Here is a 16,302-nt window from a genome sequence, read left to right on the forward strand (position 1 = left end):
CGAAATACTTTGTATATAAATAAAAAAATATTATACTTGCACAAAAATAATTATTTCATTTCTTGTCAATTCTAAAAAGTGTTATTATGAAAAACAAATTACTTTTAGTGAGCTGTGCTCTATTTTTGTTTTCGGGTACGGCTTTTGCCGAAAATTTATTAGTGACCAAAACATCGGGAGGTGCAGACGAAGAAGGAACTCTCCCTTATGTCGTGGCTAATGCACCGGGCGGGTCGGTCATCGAGCTGTCTATCGGTGATGAGACCACCGTTACGATTCCCGAAACGATTTTGATAGACAAAAACCTGACTATCGACGGTAAAGGAAAAACGATTTCCGTGGCCGAGCCGGGAGTTTCTAATTATCGTATTTTTAAAATCGGGCTTTACGAACCCGAAGATGGGGCGGAATTAATATCGCTTACGTTGAAAAACTGTACGCTCTACGGTGGTGACGGTACGGCTTTGGTCGATACGGAAACGACTATGGCTACTTGGTCGGCTACTATTTTGGTCGGTAAGAACGGTACGCTCACCGGCGAGAACCTGATTTTCGAAAAGGCGAAAAACGGTTATGCTGCCGGTATTATGGCATGCGGCGATATTACGCTTACGAACTGTATTTTTAAAGGCCTTTCGGGTACGAGTGCCGGTGGTGCGTTATATACCAACAGCGGTGTGACGGGTCGTTTTACGGGTTGTACGTTTGAGAATAATACCAATACGACTCACGGTGGCGCCGTTGCTTGTTCGGGTAGCACTAACTATTTTACCGATTGTGTTTTCACGGGTAATACGGTTACCGGTGCTAAGAGTGACGGAGGTGCCATATTCTTGCAAAAAGCAGGAGCTTCGGCGGAAATAGTGAATTGTACGTTTACTCAAAATTCAACGACTCGTTATGGGGGTGCAATAGGTCAAAAAGATGATATTGCGACAAATGGAGTTCTGACTATTAAAAATTCTACCTTTACCCAAAATAAGTCTACGGCAGCAAAAGGTGGCGGTGGGGCATTGCTTACTTGGATGGGTGATGTTACTGTTGAGAATTGCTCTTTTGAAGGTAATGCAGTAGAAGGTAGTGGTGGCTCTGGTGGAGCTTGGTATGCATCAATGAAGGCGGCAGATATTAACAGCTGTAAGGTGTCGAATACCTATTTCGGGGAAAATACTTGTACGGCTCATGGTGGTGCTATTCTTGCGAAAGTGCCCGATGGAGTTTTCACGAATTGTACTTTCTACAAAAATGTAGGTGGTACCGGTGGTGGTGGAGCGTTGGCTTGTCAAGCCGCTACCATTAATGTCTACAACAGTACATTTGTGGGGAACGAGTTGAAGAATGAATCGTATGGCACAGGTATCCACTCTGCATCGAATGGTGGTTTCAACTTGTATAATAATATTGTTGTCGGTGGTGTAAGCGGTATTGCTGATGTGTATACGCATAACAATTGTACGCTTGTAGGTAGCCATAATATTTACGGTACGATAGCCGAAGGTACACCTGTAACTACCGACGAATTTGTGGATAATGTAGTTTATACCGATCAGAAACTGTTTGCGGAAGATGAACCTATTCCGGCTTTCAATGAGGGTACGACCAAAAATATCGCTATTGCAGCCGACGGTATCGCAGCCGGAGCCGGTATTGTGGTAGAAGGTGTTCCCACAGTGGACCAACGCGGCAAATCTCGTTCGGCGACTAATCCGGCCATCGGCTCCTATGAAGTGGAGAAAGCCACGTCGATAGAGCGTGTAGCTGTTGAGAAATTGTTTTGGCCTAATCCTGCGCAAGGCAATATCAACTTGACGGAAGGTGTTTCGAATATCGCTATTTATGATTTGCAAGGCAGCTTGGTAAAAGAGGTCGCTATGCCTGCACAATCTGTTTCTGTGGAAGGTTTGAATCCCGGAATCTATCTGATTCGTATCACTCTAAACGGCAACGAACACAACCATCGCTTGGTTATTAAATAATAGAATTCATCATGTGTTTAAAAACGGGAGCTTCGCGAAGTTCCCGTTTTTTTTGTGAAAAGAGTAGAGGGTAAGCCGGTGTACCTGAGTTATGAGTTCAGTAGAGAATCCGAGGGGTAGACATGTATTTTAGCTATGGAATTTTTGTAGATAACCGCGTACCGAACTTTTGGGGAGAGTTTGATTCTTGTTTAAATTTCTATACAGAGTGTATTACTCCTTCTCCCCTATATTTTGCTCAAAACACAAGGGAGAAGTGTGAATGCTTTCGATAACAGGAATAGGGTAGTGTATCTCCCTCTTCCCTTTGCCGTGCCCCGTAGCATTACGGGGTGTTCCTGTAAGGAATATAGGAGGAGTGCCCACAGGGCGAGGGGGTTGAACTCTACAATCAAATGATCTTTTTCAACCCCTCTCCAAAGAAACGATAGTTTCTTTGGAGTCTCCTCTATATGGCTAATATAGTGCCCCGCAATACTATGGGGCACGGTAGGGAGAGAAGCTGAGATGTATTTTCGTCTTCGCTCCTGCTTCGATTTACGTGCGATTCCTTCGTAATATCACGAGCCACCACGGCAAGAGGAGAGGACTAAGATGCTGCTTCGAATATTCTTTTATCTCTACCCGCGAACACAAGAGAGAATTTGAAAGACGATTCCCTTTGATTTCTATTGAGTCGATATTCTCACTAATTATAGGCTGAACCGAGTTATGAGGTAACGTTGTCGTCGAGGCAGATAAAGGACAGATGTATTTTAAATTCCTTCATTGGGGGTGGCGGGATTGTAGTCGATAGATTTTTGGAATCTCATTCAAGGCCTGTATATGGCCGTGCGTTGTTTATGTTATTTTTGCATATAATGTCGTCGTTCTTCGGGCGAGAATTTTTCAATGGCGTAGCGAAGCATGGTTCGAGGCATATCGCGATAACGGGTGTCGAGGAAAGTACAGAGCCGGATTTTATCTTTTTTCCCGACCTCTCGCAGCATCCAGCCTACGGCTTTGCGGATTAGGTCATGTTTGTTGTACAAGAGAATATCGGCAATAGCGAGCGTATCGTCGAAGCGGCCTTTGCGGATCCATTGCCAAGTGGAGACAATCGAAATGCGCTGTTCCCAGATGAGGCTGCTTTGGGCCAGCCGATAGAGTGGGGTGTGGTCTTGTTCTTCGAGATAGCCTCCGACGATTTGTGCTGCGGATAAATCGACCAAATCCCAGTTGTTGATATATGCGGTATTGGATAAATAGGTGTGGTATATCGCTTCTCGACGGTTGGCATCGGCTTTTTTGAATTGTTCGACCATACATAACAAGGCGGCCATGCGCAACTCGTGAACCGGGTTGTGTAACAGGATTTCGAGTTGGTCGAGCGGGGTATCTAAGTATTGTTTGACGATACTGCGCGTCATGGGAACGGGGATGCCTATGAATATGTCTTGCTCGCCGTATTCTCCTTTTCCGGTTTTAAAGAATCCAGAGAGAGTTTTTGCTTTGTCGGGGTTGGCTGCCGCCCGAATCGCTTGCTCTATGTCTTGTGCTGTGTGCATGATTGAAGATGCTTGATTTTTTACAAAGATAAAAATTGCATGTAGCGGAATCAAATTTTTCTTTTGTTCAAATTTAATTTTTAATATAAGGTTGCGGGTGTGGATTTTAATTTGTTGAAATAAAGTTAAAAATAATGTGTAAATTATTGGCTGAAATTTTCTCTTTCGGTTTTATGATAATAGTTGTTTTTGACAATGTTTTTAGATGTTAATTTTAAAGGACTCTGTTGAAAAATTTGCGGATAGGCGGCAAGGTGATGGAAAATATTCGATTCTCAGGAAGATAAAATTTGAATAAATGATTGATATATAGTTGTATATGATAAAAATTGGAATGCGGGAATCAAGAAGAAATAGAATTGTCGGTTCTTTGGGTTGGGTGTAAATCCTTTTTTGGGGAAAGAAAAAGAGTGGATTTGCTTAAAATGACTATTTTTGTAGTGAAGCTACGAAACATAGATTACGTGTTGTCATCGTCAAGTAAATTTGTTTTTACTCAGGGTTTGTGCTATGTTCGTTTTTTAGAAAGATAATTTGAAAACAGTCTCGGCATGGTTCTCAATTACATTTGGATCGCATTTTTCGTTATTGCCTTTGTGGTGGCGGTGGTACAGACTTTCGTATATGGAAACACGGGAATCTGGACCGATATTATGAATGCTTCGTTTTCCTCGGCTCGGAGTGCGTTCAATATTTCTTTGGGTTTGACAGGTGTTCTTACGTTGTGGCTCGGACTTATGAAAATAGGGGAGCGGGGTGGGGTAGTCGCTGTTTTGTCGCGTTGGATCAGTCCGTTGTTTTCCCGACTTTTCCCGGGAGTTCCCAAAGGGCATCCGGCTTTGGGGTCGATGTTCATGAATGTTTCTGCCAATATGTTGGGGTTGGACAATGCTGCTACTCCATTGGGATTGAAGGCAATGAGAGAGTTGCAAGAGTTGAATCCCAAGAAGGACACGGCGACCGATGCCATGCTGATGTTCTTGGTTTTGAACGCTTCGGGGTTGACCTTGATTCCTATCGGGGTGATGACTTATCGGGCACAGATGGGGGCAGCCAATCCTTCGGACGTTTTCTTGCCCATTTTAATCGCCACGTTCATGGCGACGTTCGTGGGTCTTTTGGCATTGTGTATCAAACAGCGAATCAATATATTCGACCGGGTAATTCTGCTATGGGGATTGGGGCTTACCGCTTTTGTGGGCGGGATGTTTTATTATTTCTCCTCTTTGCCGGAAGAGAAGATTTCGTCTTATTCGGCTTTTGCAGCCAACAGTATTCTGTTTACGATTATCGTAATTTTTATCGTGGCGGGGTTTGTCAAGCGAATCAATGTTTATGATGCTTTTATAGAGGGCGCGAAAGAGGGTTTTAAGACGGCGGTTATGATCATACCCTATTTAGTGGCTATTCTCGTGGCTATCGGGATATTTCGGGCATCGGGAGCGATGGATTATATCGTCGAGGGTTTTGCTACGGTTTTCGGTTGGTTGGGAATAGATACCGAATTTGTGGGGGCATTGCCTACGGCTTTGATGAAGTCATTGAGCGGTAGCGGTTCGCGAGGTATGATGGTCGATGCGATGTCGGCTTATGGTGTAGACTCCTTTGTGGGTAGGGTCGCTTGTACCGTGCAAGGATCGACCGACACGACATTTTATATCTTGGCGGTCTATTTCGGTAGCGTAGGGGTGCGTAAGACCCGCTATGCGGTCGGCTACGCTTTGCTGGCCGATGTGATAGGGGCTATTTCGGCTATTACGGTTTCTTATTTCTTCTTCAAGTAATTCTTATTCGCAGAATTGCACTATCTTTGCAGTGTATGCGGAAATGGGTTCGTACCTCGTATAACCGAGGATTCGGCCTCCGTAGCTGTGCGTTGCGAGTGTTTTATAAGATAAAAGAGATAAAGTCATGGCTGTGAGTTATTTTGCCGAAGACGTCAAGATGCCGGCGATAAAAAAGAGAGAAACGACCGATTGGATACGTCGTGTCGCTTCGGAGTATGGGAAGAAATGCGGCGATATAGCCTATATCTTTTGTTCCGATGAGAAGATTCTCGAAGTGAATAAGGCTTATTTGCAGCATGACTATTATACCGATGTGATTACGTTTGACTATACCGAGGGCGATAAAATAAGCGGTGATATATTTATCAGCGTGGATACTGTCCGTTCCAATGCGGAACAGTTCGGAACCGATTATGACGAAGAGCTTCATCGGATTATCATACACGGTGTTTTGCATTTGTGCGGTATCAACGATAAAGGCCCGGGTGAGCGTGAGATGATGACTCGTCATGAGAACGAGGCTTTGAAGCTGAGGTGATTGAATATATTTCTGATTTCTATGTAGCGGGGGAGGGTTCTTTCCCGATAAAAGTCATGGAGAAATAAGATACGATGGATTTTAATTACGATGTGATAGTGGTGGGTGCAGGGCATGCCGGGTGTGAAGCGGCGTGTGCTTCGGCCAATCTTGGTTCGAAAACCCTGCTTATTACTATGGATATGAATAAGATAGCTCAGATGAGCTGTAATCCTGCGGTCGGTGGTATCGCCAAAGGGCAGATTGTTCGTGAGATTGATGCGTTGGGCGGATTCATGGGGATTGTGACCGATGAGACGGCGATACAATTCAGAATGCTGAACCGCTCGAAAGGTCCGGCCATGTGGAGTCCTCGTTCGCAGAGCGACCGAACCAAGTTTATTGCTACATGGCGTTCTATTTTGGAAAATACAGAGAATCTATATATGTGGCAAGACTCTGTTAATCAGATTCTTGTGAAAGAAGGTCGCGTGACGGGCGTGGTGACGGATATGAACGTGACGTTTACGGCGAAATGCGTGGTGTTGACGACCGGTACTTTTATGAACGGTTTGATGCATATCGGTCGTACCCGACTGCAAGGGGGGCGTATCTCGGAGCCGGCATCACACGGTATTACCGAACAGCTCGTGGAGCTGGGTTTTACCGCCGGACGCATGAAAACGGGAACACCGGTTCGAATCGATGGCCGGAGTATTCATTTCGAGGAGGCGACCGAGCAGAGGGGAGAGGACGATTTTCACAAGTTTTCTTTCCTCGATTTCCAGCCTCGTCCGTTGAAACAACGTAGCTGTTGGACTATTTATACGAATGAACAAGTACACGATATATTGCGTGCAGGTCTGCCCGATTCGCCTTTGTATAACGGTCAGATACAAAGTATCGGACCTCGCTATTGTCCCAGTATAGAGACAAAAATAGTGACATTTCCCGATAAAACGGAACACCAGTTGTTTCTCGAACCAGAAGGGGAGACTACGCAGGAATATTATTTGAACGGTTTTTCTTCGTCGTTGCCTTTGGATATTCAGGTAAAGGCTTTGCAAGAAATTCCGGCATTGCGAGATGTGCGTATATATCGTCCCGGTTATGCGATCGAATATGATTATTTCGACCCTACACAATTAAATCATAATTTGGAAACTAAACAGATTTCCAATCTTTTCTTTGCGGGACAAATCAATGGCACGACGGGGTATGAAGAGGCCGGAGGACAGGGGCTTATCGCCGGAATAAACGCTCATATCAATTGTCACGGAGGTGCTCCGTTTACATTGGGGCGGGACGAAGCCTATATAGGGGTTTTGATCGACGATTTGGTGACAAAAGGTGTCGATGAACCTTATCGTATGTTCACTTCGAGAGCCGAATATCGTATTTTGTTGCGTCAGGACGATGCCGATATGCGCCTTACCGAGCGAGCTTATCGGTTAGGGTTGGCGAAACGGGAGCGATATGATTTGTTGACAGCGAAACGGGATAGCGTGGACCGGTTGATTCGGTTTGCGCAAAACTATTCTATAAAACCGGCCTATATAAACGAAGGTTTGGAAGCTCTGGGAACAGCTCCCTTGAAACAGGGGGTGCGATTGATCGATTTGATATTACGTCCCCAGTTGGATATGGCCAAACTTTCGACATTGGTTCCTGCGTTGAAACAAGAAATTTCTGTTATAAAGAATCGCAGAGAAGAAATTGTAGAGGCTGCCGAGATTAAGATGAAGTATCAAGGTTATATCGATAGGGAGAAAATGATTGCCGATAAAATTTCTCGTTTGGAACATATTCGCATACGAGGGAAATTCGATTATAGCCAGATACATGCATTATCGACCGAAGCTCGTCAGAAATTGGAAAGAATAGATCCCGAGACCATAGCGCAGGCTTCGCGCATACCGGGTATTTCGCCGAGCGATATAAACATATTGCTGCTGTTGGTGGGACGTTAATGTTTCACGTGAAACAAATCGCTAGAAAGCCTTTAAATAAAGGGATAGAACGAATAAAACAATAAAAATAAAATGGGTGTAGAGATTATTAAAAGTAAGATTCGCGATGTTGTTGACTTTCCTCAAAAGGGAATTGTTTTTAGAGATTTGACAACAGTTTTCAAAGATGCGGATTGTTTGAGGGAATTGTCGGATATGCTTACTGCCATATATGCCGAAAAGGGTATTACGAAAGTAGTGGGTATAGAGTCTCGCGGTTTTATTATGGGACCTATATTAGCGACGCGTATCGGAGCCGGATTCGTGCCTATGCGCAAACCGGGAAAACTTCCTGCTGAAACTTGGCAGGAAAGTTATACCAAAGAGTATGGCGTAGATGTCATAGAGATTCACAAGGATGCCCTTTGTGAAAACGATGTTGTTTTATTGCACGATGATTTGTTGGCGACAGGTGGGACTATGTTGGCCGCTTATAATTTGGTAAAACGATTCAACCCGAAGAAAGTCTATGTCAATTTTCTCGTTGAATTGGAGTTTTTGAAAGGAAGAGATTTATTTCCGAACGATGTAGAAATCGAGTCTCTGATAAAATATTGATACGGATTGATCGATAAAAACGAAAATATTAAGAATAAGCTCGCCCTTTTACCGGATACCCCGGGCGTATACCAATATTTCGATAAAACGGGAAAGATTATTTATGTAGGTAAGGCGAAGAATCTGAAACGTCGTGTGTCTTCTTATTTCAATAAGGTGCATGATTCGCCTAAGACTAATATTCTCGTCAAAAATATTTATGATCTTCAATATATCGTCGTCAAGACCGAGGAAGATGCTTTGCATCTTGAAAACAGCCTTATCAAAGCATACAAGCCCCGGTATAACGTTTTGTTGAAAGACGACAAGACTTATCCGTGGATTTGTTTGCGTAACGAACATTTTCCCCGGGTGTTTCTGACTCGCAAAGTTTATAAAGACGGTTCGAAATATTATGGCCCGTATGCCAATGTACACTTGGCGAAAACCGTGTTGGGGTTAATTCGAGAATTATATCCTATTCGCACATGTAATTATGCATTGACACCTGAAAATATCGAAAAAAATCGTTTTCGGGTTTGTCTGCAATATCACATTAAAAATTGCAAAGGGTGTTGTGTAGGCAAAATATCGGAACAAGAATATAACGGATATATCGAACAGGTGCGTCAGATTCTCAACGGAGACATACACCAATTGAGTAACCATTTGTTGGAAGAGATGTCGGCTCTGTCTACTGAGTTGCGCTTCGAGGAAGCTCAGGTTGTTAAGGAAAAATACGATTTAATCGAGAAGTATAAAGCTAAATCGGTTATCGTGAATCCGGCTTTGCACGAAATCGATGTCTTTTCTTACGATGAGGACGAGGGGGTAGCTTTTGTGAATTATATGCACGTGCGAGGCGGCTCGATCGTACAAAGTATTACTATCGAGTATAAGAAAAAGCTCGATGAATCTGCTTCTGAAATTTTGTCATTGGGTATTGCCGAATTACGTTCCCGATTCGGAAGTCGGGCTAAGGAGGCTCTTGTACCGTTTTTGCCGGAGTCTGATTTTGTTGACCTTGAATTTGTCGTTCCGCAAAGGGGGGATAAGAAAAAATTACTCGCGGTATCGGAGCAGAATGTGAAGCAATATAAGGTAGATCGATTGAAACAAAGCGAGAAGCTGAATCCAGAACAGAGAGTCATGCGGATATTGACCCGGATACAACAGGATTTCAGGTTGCCCGAATTGCCGTGGCACATGGAGTGTTTCGACAATTCGAATATACAGGGTACGAATCCGGTCGCCTCATGTGTGGTGTTCAAGAAGGCGAAACCATCGAAAAAAGACTATCGCCATTTCGATATTAAGACTGTCGTGGGGCCTGACGATTTTGCTTCCATGCGTGAGATTATTTATCGCCGGTATCGTCGTTTGTTCGATGAAGGAGAGGAGTTACCGCAGTTGATTATTGTCGATGGCGGGAAAGGGCAATTGAGTGCGGCTTTGGAGTCGATCAACGCTCTTGGATTGAGGGGTAAAGTTTCGATCGTGGGTATTGCCAAGCGTTTAGAGGAAATTTATTTTCCCGGAGATTCCTTGCCTCTTTATATAGACAAGAATTCGGAGTCTTTGCGAGTTATTCAGCACATGCGAGACGAGGCTCACCGGTTCGGTATTACATTTCATCGAAATAAACGGAGTAAAGGGCAGGTGAAGTCGGCGTTAGATTCCATTCCCGGTATCGGCCCCAAGAGTCGGGATTTGTTGCTGTCTCATTTCAAGAGTGTGAAACGGATTAAGGAGGCTTCGGAATCTGATTTGATGGCAGTCGTGGGGACGGCGAAAGCTAAAATCATAAAAAAATATTTGATTTAAACTATAATTATTTGACTTTCAAGTTTTTAATTTGCTGTCCCTTTATGAATGGCTTTGAAAGTCGTTATACTACGTATGATCAAGTAAGTTTGCTTCTGTTTTGGATTTACATTATCTTTGTCTAATGCGAAAATAGGATGCGATTCGGAATGAAAAACGAGTGTATTCGTTTTATCTTGTACACTCCTTTCTCTATCTTTGCATGATAAGAAATGAATTTCCTATGAGAGTAGTCGTTCAAAGAGTGAAGAGGGCTTCGGTGCGGATAGGCGGAGAATTACATTCCTCCATAGAAGCCGGTCTTTTGATATTGTTGGGAGTGGAAGATAGCGACGAATCGTCGGATATCGAATGGTTGGTGAAGAAATGTGCCAATTTGCGTATCTTTGACGATGGGAACGGGGTTATGAACCGATCTTTAATCGATATGAACGGAGAAGTGATGATTGTTAGTCAGTTCACGTTAATGGCATCGACCAAGAAGGGAAACAGGCCCTCTTATATCCGGGCGGCCGGACATGAGCACGCTGTCCCTATGTACGAGGCTTTTTGCCGTCGTTTTTCGGAGGAAATTTCCAAAACGGTGGCTACGGGTGTCTTCGGTGCCGACATGCAGGTAGAGCTCGTGAACGACGGACCGGTAACGATTTGTATGGATACGAAAAACAAGGAGTGATCTTATGACGATAAAAGAAGCGCAGGAACAGGTCGATAAATGGATTAAAAGCGTTGGTGTGAGATATTTCAGCGAATTGACGAATATGGCTATATTGACCGAAGAAGTGGGAGAGGTGGCGCGCATCATTTCCCGTCGGTACGGCGATCAGTCGTTTAAATCGGGGGAGGAGAACAGCGATTTATCGGACGAATTGTGCGATGTTTTCTGGGTATTGTTGTGCCTTGCCAACCAGACAGGGGTAGATTTGACCTCTGCTTTTGAAAAGAATATGGAGAAGAAGACAAATAGAGATAAAACAAGACATATCAACAATCCTAAATTAACAAAAAATGGATAGATACGAAGAAATGTTGAGTCGGTATAAAACCGATTTAGACGATGCACAAGTGGCAGCGGCCGTAGAAAAGATCGTGCGGGATAATTTGGCAACGAACAGTACTCCCGATGTATATAAGTTTTTGTTCAGCTGTATCGATCTGACTTCGTTGCATGCAGAGGATAATACCGATTCGATTACTAAGTTCACCAAACGAGTGAACGATTTCGAAGAAGAGCATCCGGAGATGCCCAGCGTGGCCGCGATTTGCGTGTATCCTAATTTCGCGGGTACGGTTCGCGCCAATCTCGATGTGTCTTCTGTGAATATTGCTGCCGTGTCCGGCGGTTTTCCCACTTCGCAGACTTTTACCGAGGTGAAAGTAGCCGAGACGGCTTTGGCTCTCGGCGATGGAGCCGATGAAATAGATATCGTCATCAATGTGGGTAATTTTTTAGGCGGAAATTACGAGGAAATGTGCCAAGAAATCGAAGAACTCAAACAAACTTGTAGAGATGCTCATTTGAAAGTGATCCTCGAAACAGGAGCCTTAAAAACGGCTTCTAATATTAAGAAGGCTTCTTTGTTGTCTATATACTCGGGAGCCGATTTCATAAAGACTTCTACGGGTAAGAGCGAGCCGGCTGCGACTCTCGAAGCCGCTTATGTGATGTGTCAGGCCATTAAGGAATATTATGAGCAGACCGGGACGATGATCGGGTTTAAGCCTGCCGGTGGAATTTCTACGACAGCCGATGCTGTGAAGTATTATTGTGTGGTGAAAGAAGTGCTCGGTGAGAAATGGTTGACTAACGAATATTTCAGAATCGGGGCCAGCCGTTTGGCCAACAATTTACTATCGGATATTTGGGGAAATCCCACGAAGTTCTTCTAAATAAAGTCGTTTGACGAAAATAAAGAAGCCCGGTACAATCCGGGCTTCTTTATTTTTATGATTTGCCAGCATGCTAAATGAACGAATCGTCATAAGCCATTTTTGCGTCGGTCACGAATTGTTTTATTTTCTGTTCTTCGCTTTTGGGGCAGATGAGCAGCACATTATCGGCTTCGGCTATGATGTAATCGTGAAGTCCTTCGACAACGACCAATTTTTCCCCCTTAACGGCTATGACACTGCCCGTTGTGTTGTAAAGTAACGCTTTGCAGTTTTGGGTTACGTTTTCGTCTTTATTTTTGGGTGAGTGGTCGTACAGCGCACTCCAAGAACCTAAATCGCTCCACCCGAATTCTGCGCAAAGCACAAATACGTTCGAGGCTTTTTCCATGATACCGAAATCTATCGATATACTGGGGCAGGCTGCGAAATTTTCGTCGATAAAATGTTTTTCTTCGGGCGTGTTGAATACTTTGATGTTTTCTTCGAATCGGTTCGAAATATCGGGTAAAAACCGTTGGAACGCTTTGATAATTGTCTGTACATTCCAAATGAAAATACCGGAGTTCCAGAAAAATTCGCCGCTCTCCACAAACATTTTGGCAAATTCGAGATTGGGTTTTTCGGTAAATGTTTTTACGGTCTTTATATTATCTTCGGCATCTTCGCCTATCTGAATATATCCGTATCCCGTTTCAGGACGATTGGGCTTTATGCCTAAGGTGAGCAATGCCGGATATTTTGATACGAAATCGAGCCCGCGATTGACGCATTGAGCAAATTCGTCTTCTTTAAGAATGAGATGATCCGAGGGGGCTACGACGATATTGGCATTCGGGTTGAGTGCCTGAATATGATAAGAGGCCCAAGCGATACAGGGAGCTGTATTTCTTCGGGTCGGTTCCAGCAAAATATTTTCTTCGGCGATATCGGGTAACTGTTCTTTTACCAAATCGACATATATTTCGTTTGTGACGATGAATATATGGTCTTTGGGGATTATTTTTATAAATCTGTCATAACTCATTTGGAGGAGCGAACGTCCTATCCCGAAAAAATCGAGGAATTGCTTGGGTCTGTTGTTTCGGCTAAAAGGCCAAAAGCGACTTCCGATACCACCTCCCATGATTACACAATATCTATTTTCCATAGTCGTGTCGTTTTTTTAATGTTAATTCTTCTGCTAAAATAGCTATTTTTTATTAGAAAGATAGCTCGAATAACTTTTTTTGAAAAAAAACAGAGATTATTTGTCTTATTCAAAATCTGTTTTTATCTTTGCACCGCATTTAAGCCCAGATGGCGGAATCGGTAGACGCGCTGGTCTCAAACACCAGTGGATTAACCTCCATGCCGGTTCGATCCCGGCTCTGGGTACAAAGATAAAAGCTAAGTGTTGAGCAATCATCATTTAGCTTTTTATTTTGCCTAAAATTTTCCCATATTAGGCCCCATATTTTCCCCACGCGTAGCAGTATTTAAGACCAATTATCTTTGCTTGTAAAGAGAATTGATAAAAACAAAGCAAACGAAAAGAACAATCTGTTCATTTTCTCTCGTTTGCTTTATAGAATATGTAAGTTTAACTGCTTAACCATAGCGATGCATCAATCCAATATATGTTCTGGTATAGATGTAGTGCTTAACATTCCTGTAATTTGATAATCTGTATTAGGAATAGTCAGTTTCATAGTCATGTCTATCGGCGCAGGACTTTTTGTATGTACACTATCGAAGAGTTTGCCCCACTCTACGCCCAAATAGGCTTGAATAACACTTAATACTTGTGAGGAGTTTGCATTGATTTGAAAGTCATAAGATTTTGTCATGGCGTCATTGTCTGTAATATTTAGATGTAAACCGGGAATGCCACTAAATTGAGGTAGGGCATCGTCGGGTGTGACAAAAAACTCATAGCTGCCTTTTGCTATCGGTTGTTCAGATAACCGTCCGTGAATTTTGTCTATGGCGAAAATATAGCACTCTTTTTCTTGGTTATTTACGAAAAAGAGCGTTGTATTGGCTTCCAGTGCCGGATAATTGCTCTCGGATATAGTATATGCCAAATAGCAGTCCGTTACTTTAACCTCTACTTTTTCCACATCATTTGTTACATTGTCAATAATAGTCAAGGTTGTGACTCCTTTCTGCATACCATACAGATTGATATGCCCTTTTAGGTTATCTTCCTCCCAATCATCGTTGTATTTCGAATAAATGGCTTGTAATACGTCTTCATTTTCTATGTCCAAGCTGATGTCTCCGCTGCCATTTGTGATTGAAATAGAAGTGGAACTTCGTTCTAGTCGTATTTCATAGTAGTCTTTTTCGAGAATGAATGGTGTTGGTGTATTTTCAATATTATCATCACTGCAAGCTACAATAAACAGGCACGTAATTAAAAGAACCGAATTGATAAGTTTATTCATATCCGCACAATTCCCTATTGGCTCTGTCGGGTTATTAAATTTACAGATTGAAAAACGTGAGCCAACTATGTCACGTCTAAGTGAAGGCCGTAGGAAATCTTTGATGCAGATGTAACAATAGCAGTCCACGCTATATGCGTAAGAACCACTATGCTATCTCTTGCATCGGTTTGAAAACTTCCTACATTTTCACCTATAAGATAAACATAACGTTTCTTCTTTTTTAAAGTGTCTTGGAGAGAGTTCCCTCAATCCACTCACAAAGATATGCGGTTTAGTTGAAATCCAGTCAAATACTATCAGATTACATTCTGAATACCCTATTTTTCTTCTCTATCTGTATGGAATTGAGCAGACTTTGCTGTAATTTCTCCCATTGCACTTTGAATCATTGGATTATTGGCGTATTATTAGGAATTGTTTCTACAAAATGGATAGGATATTTGTTCCAGTATTTTTTATAAATTCTATTTTCTTGACCGTCTAAGTTGAGTTGATACATTCGAAATGTAACCCATTTGTTTTTAGGTTGCCACAATTCGTTATAGGAATATCGGTATTTCATACCGATGGCTTGCATCACCCTTCCGCTTCTTGGATTGTTTACGTCGTGTGTGGCCGTGATATAGGGTATTTCGATATGTTTTAGTTTTTCAATGACTACTCGGCAGGCTTCCGAACATATACCTTTGTGCCAAAATTCTTTTCTTAGTCCATAACCTAGATCGTAGCTATCACCGCCGCTTACATGGATATATCCGATAGGTATATTGTTACCTTTCAAACAAATAGCGTAGTAAAACAGGGTTTTCCCCGAATTAATTGCCGTATGTTTCTCGTGAAGATATGTTTTTGCTTCTTCGATGTCCTTTAATGGAAACATGGGGAGAAAAGCGTTTACCTCTACGTCGCTAAGAATGATGAACAGAGATTCTGTGTCTTGTTCTGCAAATGGTCGTAATATTAATCTCTCTGTTTCTAAGTAATTCATTTGGGTATAATTTGTCCTACAAATATAACGTGAATATTGGATCGAAAGCCATATGGACAATGGATTTATATAATAATTTTTCATATAGATGTAATATTATATCAAACTTATTTTAATCGAAATTCTTTTGCTATTTCAATATTTTTTTCAATCTTGCAATGCTCTTAGAATTCTATTAATAGGAAATGGACGATAGCGCTTTAACCCATCAGTTAAAACAGGGTAACCAGTTAGCTTTTACCATTCTTTATGACACTTATTCAGAACAGGTGTATAGACTTGCGTTTAAATATTTGTGTAATAAAGAACTGGCAGAAGATGCTGTGCAGAATCTTTTCATGAAAGTTTGGATTAAACGAACCTCTCTCGATGAGAGTCGCCCATTGAATCATTTTTTATTTACCGTTTTAAAAAACGATTTACTTACTATCCTTCGCGATCCCAAGAATAATATTTTTGTTTTGGACGATTGTTTGGAGTTATTGGAGCGTATAGACGGGGGCAACCAAGATGATGAGGATATGGATAAAGAGCAATTGGACTTGGTGCGCCATGCTATCGAACAGTTGTCTCCTCAAAGGAGGAAGATTTTTTCTTTGAAAATTTCGGGAAAGTATTCTAACCAAGAAATTGCAGATAAGCTAAATCTTTCTGTCAATACAATAAAATTCCAGTATAGCCAGTCTCTGAAACAGATAAAGGAGATTGTTCGTAAGTGTGCTATTTCCCTTTTGATGTAATGCTTAAAATAAGTTAATGTAAGATCTGTATATAATACTTTTTGAAATTTATATA

14 protein-coding genes and 1 tRNA gene are annotated in these 16,302 nt (G+C 42.3%); 11 read left to right on the forward strand and 4 right to left on the reverse strand.

Annotated features, from left to right (window positions below; all coding sequences use genetic code 11):
- Window positions 1-86 precede the first annotated feature (86 nt).
- Window positions 87-1,976: a T9SS type A sorting domain-containing protein gene (locus HMPREF9448_RS12915; protein WP_008863022.1), complete on the forward strand. Its 1,890-nt coding sequence runs from the start codon at window positions 87-89 to the stop codon at window positions 1,974-1,976.
- A gap of 845 nt (window positions 1,977-2,821) precedes the next feature.
- On the opposite strand, the gene HMPREF9448_RS12920 is transcribed toward HMPREF9448_RS12915, so the two are convergent.
- Window positions 2,822-3,523: a DNA alkylation repair protein gene (locus HMPREF9448_RS12920; protein ID WP_008863023.1), complete on the reverse strand. Its 702-nt coding sequence runs from the start codon at window positions 3,521-3,523 to the stop codon at window positions 2,822-2,824.
- Window positions 3,524-4,074: 551 nt separating this feature from the next.
- Here HMPREF9448_RS12920 and HMPREF9448_RS12925 point away from each other — a divergent pair.
- From HMPREF9448_RS12925 to deoC, 8 genes are all read left to right on the forward strand, one after another.
- The gene (locus HMPREF9448_RS12925; RefSeq protein ID WP_008863024.1) at window positions 4,075-5,307 is read left to right on the forward strand and encodes a nucleoside recognition domain-containing protein; all 1,233 of its coding nucleotides are present in this window, start codon (window positions 4,075-4,077) and stop codon (window positions 5,305-5,307) included.
- A 127-nt stretch (window positions 5,308-5,434) separates the two neighbouring features.
- Window positions 5,435-5,848, forward strand: a complete 414-nt coding sequence (gene ybeY / locus HMPREF9448_RS12930; protein WP_008863025.1) for an rRNA maturation RNase YbeY — start codon at window positions 5,435-5,437, stop codon at window positions 5,846-5,848.
- 74 nt (window positions 5,849-5,922) lie between these two features.
- Window positions 5,923-7,797: a tRNA uridine-5-carboxymethylaminomethyl(34) synthesis enzyme MnmG gene (gene mnmG, locus HMPREF9448_RS12935; protein ID WP_008863026.1), complete on the forward strand. Its 1,875-nt coding sequence runs from the start codon at window positions 5,923-5,925 to the stop codon at window positions 7,795-7,797.
- A 72-nt stretch (window positions 7,798-7,869) separates the two neighbouring features.
- Window positions 7,870-8,394 (forward strand): adenine phosphoribosyltransferase, encoded by a 525-nt coding sequence (locus tag HMPREF9448_RS12940; RefSeq protein WP_008863027.1) that lies wholly within the window; start codon window positions 7,870-7,872, stop codon window positions 8,392-8,394.
- A 6-nt stretch (window positions 8,395-8,400) separates the two neighbouring features.
- Window positions 8,401-10,197, forward strand: a complete 1,797-nt coding sequence (gene uvrC, locus HMPREF9448_RS12945; protein ID WP_008863028.1) for an excinuclease ABC subunit UvrC — start codon at window positions 8,401-8,403, stop codon at window positions 10,195-10,197.
- A gap of 223 nt (window positions 10,198-10,420) precedes the next feature.
- Complete coding sequence (gene dtd / locus HMPREF9448_RS12950) at window positions 10,421-10,873, forward strand: D-aminoacyl-tRNA deacylase (RefSeq protein ID WP_008863029.1); 453 nt, start codon at window positions 10,421-10,423, stop codon at window positions 10,871-10,873.
- A gap of 4 nt (window positions 10,874-10,877) precedes the next feature.
- Window positions 10,878-11,213 carry a nucleotide pyrophosphohydrolase gene (locus HMPREF9448_RS12955; RefSeq protein ID WP_008863030.1) on the forward strand — a complete coding sequence of 112 codons (336 nt, stop codon included), beginning with the start codon at window positions 10,878-10,880 and terminating at the stop codon, window positions 11,211-11,213.
- Window positions 11,206-12,087, forward strand: coding sequence for a deoxyribose-phosphate aldolase (gene deoC, locus HMPREF9448_RS12960; RefSeq protein WP_008863031.1), 882 nt, complete (start codon window positions 11,206-11,208; stop codon window positions 12,085-12,087). Before HMPREF9448_RS12955 ends, deoC begins: the two co-directional genes overlap by 8 nt.
- Before the next feature lie 73 nt (window positions 12,088-12,160).
- Here the strand turns inward: deoC and HMPREF9448_RS12965 are convergent, their stop codons facing one another.
- Window positions 12,161-13,237: a mannose-1-phosphate guanylyltransferase gene (locus HMPREF9448_RS12965; protein WP_008863032.1), complete on the reverse strand. Its 1,077-nt coding sequence runs from the start codon at window positions 13,235-13,237 to the stop codon at window positions 12,161-12,163.
- 143 nt (window positions 13,238-13,380) lie between these two features.
- On the opposite strand from HMPREF9448_RS12965, the gene HMPREF9448_RS12970 reads away from it, so the two are divergent.
- Window positions 13,381-13,464: transfer RNA gene (locus HMPREF9448_RS12970), tRNA-Leu, on the forward strand.
- Window positions 13,465-13,694: 230 nt separating this feature from the next.
- On the opposite strand, the gene HMPREF9448_RS12975 is transcribed toward HMPREF9448_RS12970, so the two are convergent.
- Both HMPREF9448_RS12975 and HMPREF9448_RS12980 read right to left on the reverse strand, forming a co-directional pair.
- Window positions 13,695-14,516 carry a hypothetical protein gene (locus tag HMPREF9448_RS12975; RefSeq protein WP_008863033.1) on the reverse strand — a complete coding sequence of 274 codons (822 nt, stop codon included), beginning with the start codon at window positions 14,514-14,516 and terminating at the stop codon, window positions 13,695-13,697.
- Window positions 14,517-14,904: 388 nt separating this feature from the next.
- The gene (locus HMPREF9448_RS12980; protein WP_040296319.1) at window positions 14,905-15,507 is read right to left on the reverse strand and encodes a GNAT family N-acetyltransferase; all 603 of its coding nucleotides are present in this window, start codon (window positions 15,505-15,507) and stop codon (window positions 14,905-14,907) included.
- A gap of 185 nt (window positions 15,508-15,692) precedes the next feature.
- On the opposite strand from HMPREF9448_RS12980, the gene HMPREF9448_RS12985 reads away from it, so the two are divergent.
- Window positions 15,693-16,247, forward strand: a complete 555-nt coding sequence (locus HMPREF9448_RS12985; protein ID WP_008863035.1) for an RNA polymerase sigma factor — start codon at window positions 15,693-15,695, stop codon at window positions 16,245-16,247.
- The last annotated feature ends 55 nt before the right edge of the window (window positions 16,248-16,302 follow it).

The sequence above is a fragment of the Barnesiella intestinihominis YIT 11860 genome, from assembly GCF_000296465.1.
Taxonomy (GTDB): domain Bacteria; phylum Bacteroidota; class Bacteroidia; order Bacteroidales; family Barnesiellaceae; genus Barnesiella; species Barnesiella intestinihominis.